The sequence below is a fragment of the Kitasatospora sp. NPDC007106 genome, from assembly GCF_040634455.1.
In the GTDB taxonomy this organism is placed as follows: domain Bacteria; phylum Actinomycetota; class Actinomycetes; order Streptomycetales; family Streptomycetaceae; genus Kitasatospora; species Kitasatospora arboriphila.
The window spans coordinates 1-3,982 of the sequence record NZ_JBEYFP010000562.1 but is presented as its reverse complement, the minus strand read 5'-3'; the positions used below and the strand labels follow the sequence as shown (position 1 = coordinate 3,982).

General features: G+C 73.5%; 5 protein-coding genes, 1 pseudogene and 1 riboswitch. All 6 genes and pseudogenes read right to left on the bottom strand.

Going from position 1 to position 3,982, the window contains the following annotated elements:
* Positions 1–43: 43 nt before the first annotated feature.
* Complete coding sequence (locus tag ABZ641_RS28420; RefSeq protein WP_359986242.1) at positions 44–1,522, bottom strand: MFS transporter; 1,479 nt, start codon at positions 1,520–1,522, stop codon at positions 44–46.
* 95 nt (positions 1,523–1,617) lie between these two features.
* Positions 1,618–1,932, bottom strand: coding sequence for an SMR family transporter (locus ABZ641_RS28415; protein ID WP_344623426.1), 315 nt, complete (start codon positions 1,930–1,932; stop codon positions 1,618–1,620).
* A gap of 50 nt (positions 1,933–1,982) precedes the next feature.
* A riboswitch (guanidine-III (ykkC-III) riboswitch) is annotated at positions 1,983–2,045 on the bottom strand.
* Positions 2,046–2,186: 141 nt separating this feature from the next.
* Positions 2,187–2,753 (bottom strand): annotated as a pseudogene (locus ABZ641_RS28410) (pyridoxal-phosphate dependent enzyme); the annotation flags it as partial.
* Positions 2,753–3,031: a MoaD/ThiS family protein gene (locus ABZ641_RS28405; RefSeq protein WP_344626805.1), complete on the bottom strand. Its 279-nt coding sequence runs from the start codon at positions 3,029–3,031 to the stop codon at positions 2,753–2,755. The pseudogene ABZ641_RS28410 and the gene ABZ641_RS28405, both read right to left, overlap by 1 nt.
* Positions 3,032–3,128: 97 nt before the next feature.
* Positions 3,129–3,245 (bottom strand): putative leader peptide, encoded by a 117-nt coding sequence (locus ABZ641_RS28400; protein WP_344626806.1) that lies wholly within the window; start codon positions 3,243–3,245, stop codon positions 3,129–3,131.
* A 137-nt stretch (positions 3,246–3,382) separates the two neighbouring features.
* On the bottom strand, positions 3,383–3,814 hold the full coding sequence (locus tag ABZ641_RS28395; RefSeq protein ID WP_344626807.1) for a M67 family metallopeptidase: 432 nt from the start codon (positions 3,812–3,814) through the stop codon (positions 3,383–3,385).
* Between the last annotated feature and the right edge of the window lie 168 nt (positions 3,815–3,982).

The window sequence follows — 3,982 nt, the reverse complement described above, 5'->3', positions numbered from 1 at the left end:
CGGCCGGGGCCGGCGCGGAGGGTCCGCGCCGGCCCCGCCGCCGTCAGCCCTCGGCGAGTGCCGGAGCCTCGGCCACCGCCACGGGCTTGCGCCCCGCACCGGTGCGGCCCGACACCAGGGCACCCAGCAGGGCCACCCCGGTCATCACCAGGAAGATCACCGCGAACGGGCCGGCCGGCGCCGTCCCACCCTCGGCGGCCGCCACCGAACCGCCGCCGAGCCCGGCGAACAGCACACCCGCCAGACCGATCAGCAGCACGTTGCCGAGCGCGTCGCTCAGCTGGATCGCCGCCGAGTTGGCGCCGGTGTCCTCCGGCGCCGACAGCTTCATCATCAGGACGCTGATGCTGGCCACCGCCAGGCCCATCCCGACACCGCCGACCGCCCAGAACACCGCCGCCGTCCAGGCCGGCACCGCGGGCACCAGCACCACCGCGGCCCCGGCGATCGCCACCGCGGTCAGCACGAAGCCCACCCGGATCAGCGCCTCCCGGTGCCGGTCCGCCCACGGCCGCCCCTGCAGCCAGGAGCCGAGCGCCCACGACAGGCCGCCACTGGTCAGCGTCAGGCCCGCCAGGGTCGGCGACAGGTCCCGCTGGGTCACCATCATCAGCGGGACGAAGGCCTCCGCCGCGAAGAACGCACCCGCCGCGACGCCGCGCAGCAGGATCACCGTCGGCAGCCCGCGGGCCGCCCGCAGCGTGCCCGGCGGCAGCAGCCGCACCACGGCCGGCACCAGCAGCGCCGCGCCCAGCGCGGCCGGCAGCAGACCCAGCAGGTCCAGGCGCTGGCCCGCGTACTGCAGCAGCCCGGCGCCCAGCGCCGCCAGCGCCGCGCACCAGGTGCGGCGCCGGTCGAACGGCGCGGGCCGCAGCGGCGGCTGCGCCCGCTCCGCCCGGCGCAGCGCCGGGCCCATCACGGCGAGCGGCAGCAGGATCAGCACCGGCACGGCCAGGAACACCCAGCGCCAGCCGAGGTGCTGGGTCACCGCGCCGGAGACCAGCGGCCCGACGATCGACGGCAGCACCCAGGCCGCCGAGAACGCCGCGAACACCGACGGCCGCAGCCGCTCCGGGAAGGCCCGGCCCACCACGACGTACAGCGCGACGATCACCAGTCCGCCGCCGAGCCCCTGGATCGCCCGGCCGGCCACGAAGGGCCACATGCCGACCGCCGTGCCGGCCACCACCAGGCCCGCCCCGAACACCGCGATGCCGGTGAACAGCGGCGCCAGCGGGCCCCGCCGGTCGCACCACTGGCCGGAGACCACCAGGGCGAACAGCGTCGTCGTGAAGTAGCCGGAGAAGGCGAAGGCGTACAGGCCGAGCCCGTCGAGCTGCCTGGCGGCGACCGGCATCGCCGTGTTCACCGCCGTCGCCTCGAAGGCGAGCAGCAGCACCACCGAGACGATCCCCAGCGTCAGCGCCCGGTACGGCCCGCTCATCACTCCCCCGGTGTCGAGGGCGGTGTCGGGCACGGGCTCGGCGCGGTCGACCGGGGTCGAGGAGGAGGTGGTGGCCATGCCTGCCATCGTAAGGCGCTCGGGCGCCGGTGACTCCTGACCATCGGTCGGTGATCACCCGGGACCTCCGACCTAAGCCTTCGGTGACCTACGGCTCAGTGCAGCACCTTGAGTCCGATCACACCGCCGAGGATCAGCAACAGGCAGGTCACCCGGGCCGCGGTCAGCGCGTCGCCCAGCGCCGCCATCCCGTACAGCGCCGTCCCGACCGCGCCGATGCCCACCCAGACCACGTAGCCGGTGCCCAGCGGGATGCTCCGCAGCGCGTACGCCAGCCCGCCCATCGACAGCACCAGCGCCACCGCGAACACCGCGCTCGGCAGCGGGCGCGAGAACCCCTTGGCCGCCTCCAGCGACACCGCCCAGACGGTCTCCAGCACACCCGCCACGATCAACACCAGCCACGCCACGACGGCACCTCCGCAGTAGAGGGCGGCAGCTCCGTCGCTGCCGCCGCAGTACCGCGCCGTCTTGTCCTGCCGGGTACGACGCACCTCGTCCGGGGCGCTCGATCACGCCACCCCTCGAACGTAACACACGACGACACACGGAATTCATACTCGAATATTGACGCGCCCCTCCCCGCTCCCCCTAAGATGAATTCACCAGCACGGCGGAGACCGAATACCGGGCCCGCCGCCCACGACAGTGACGACAGGAGTCGACCCATCAGGGTGCCGGTGGTGCCGAGGCCGGCCACGAAGTGGGTGACGGTGGGCAGGTCGGCGAGGATCTCAGGGCCGGTGCCGGTGTAGTGCGCTCCGGCGTTGTCGGGGTTGCCGTACTGGTAGAGCATGACCCAGTCGGGGTGCTCGGCGGCGATCTCCTTGGCGATGCGCACGGCGGTGTTGGAGCCGCCGGCGGCCGGCGAGGAGATGATCTCGGCGCCCCACATGCGGAGCAGCTCGCGCCGCTCCTCGCTGGTGTTCTCCGGCATGACGCACACCATGCGGTAGCCCTTGAGCTTGGCGGCCATGGCCAGCGAGATGCCGGTGTTGCCGCTGGTGGGCTCCAGGACGGTGCAGCCGGGGGTGAGCCTGCCGTCGGCCTCGGCCCGCTCGATCATGTGCAGGGCCGGGCGGTCCTTGATCGAGCCGGTGGGGTTGCGGTCCTCCAGCTTGGCCCAGAGGCTCACCAGGCCGTCGGCGTTCCCGGGTACGGCTGCCGACAGGCGCGGCAGCCGTACCAGCGGGGTGTTGCCGACGGCCTCGAGGGGGCTGTCGTAGCGCATTACTTCATGCCGCCGGCGACGGCGGGGAGGATGGTGACGCTGTCGCCGTCGGCGAGGGCGGTGCTGATGCCCTCGAGGAAGCGGACGTCCTCGTCGTTCAGGTAGACGTTGACGAAGCGGCGCAGCTCGCCGGCGTCGAGGAGGCGCTCGGCGATGCCGGGGTGGCGGCTGTCGAGGTCCTGGAACAGTTCGCCGAGGTTGGTGCCGGTGCCTTCGACGGCCTTGGCGCCGTCGGTGTACGGGCGGAGGATGGTCGGGATGCGGACCTCGATGGCCATGGCTGCGCTCCTGTGGAGGTGGGTCGGGTGGGCCGCCGCACGCGGCGCGGCAGGGGTGACGGCCCCGGAGCGGCCGGGGCGGGCTGGCGGTGCCGAGTCAGTGGGCGTCGGCGGTGCCGGGACAGATCGCGCTGGCGAGCCGGCACAGGTCGACGTGCAGGCGCGCCACGAGGCGGATGCCTGGGGCCTGATTGGTCACATCGACGGAACGCATGGGCTCATCGTATAGATTCCCGCCCCCGCAGCGGCATCCACGTCTCGCGATCCGGATGGTTTCGTTTCCCATGCCGAGACGGCGGCCCGCCGCGGCCGGTCGTGACCGGTCGGCGGGCCGTGTGCGGCGGCGGCCGGTCAGGCGGAGTACTCCTCGACGACCTGCACGTCTTCCTCCGTGATCACGCCGTCCACGATGCGGAACGAGCGGAACTCGTACGGGTCCTCCTCGCCGTTGCCCTCGGCGGTGGAGACGAGCACGTAGTGCGCCTCCGGCTCGGAGGCGTAGCTGACGTCGGTGCGCGAGGGGTAGGCCTCGGTGGCGGTGTGCGAGTGGTAGACGACCACCGGGACCTCGTCGCGGTCGTCCATCTCCCGGTAGAGCTTGAACAGGTCACCGGAGTCGAACTCGTAGAAGGTGGGCGAGCGGGCCGCGTTGAGCATCGGGACGAACCGCTCGGGCCGGCCGCTGCCCTCGGGGCCGGCGACCACGCCGCAGGCCTCGTCCGGGTGGTCGGCGCGGGCGTGGGCCACGATGCGGTCGCGCAGTTCTCGGGTGATGGTCAGCATGCGGCCAGGATAGCGACGGCCGGCCCCGGGTCAGGGTCCGGGACCGGCCGTCGTCTCGACTGCCGGACGCCCGCCGGACGGCCGGCCGGGGTCCGGCGGGTCAGCCGCCCGCGCCCGGGCCCCGCCCAACGCCAGAGCGGCGGGGAGGGCACGAGTGAGGGGGAGTAG

Excerpts from the sequence above, each read along its gene's own strand:
- ABZ641_RS28420 (WP_359986242.1), bottom strand. The coding sequence starts at position 1,522 with ATGGCCACCACCTCCTCCTCGACCCCGGTCGACCGCGCCGAGCCCGTG.
- ABZ641_RS28395 (WP_344626807.1), bottom strand. The coding sequence starts at position 3,814 with ATGCTGACCATCACCCGAGAACTGCGCGACCGCATCGTGGCCCACGCC.
- ABZ641_RS28400 (WP_344626806.1), bottom strand. The coding sequence starts at position 3,245 with ATGCGTTCCGTCGATGTGACCAATCAGGCCCCAGGCATCCGCCTCGTG.
- ABZ641_RS28405 (WP_344626805.1), bottom strand. The coding sequence starts at position 3,031 with ATGGCCATCGAGGTCCGCATCCCGACCATCCTCCGCCCGTACACCGAC.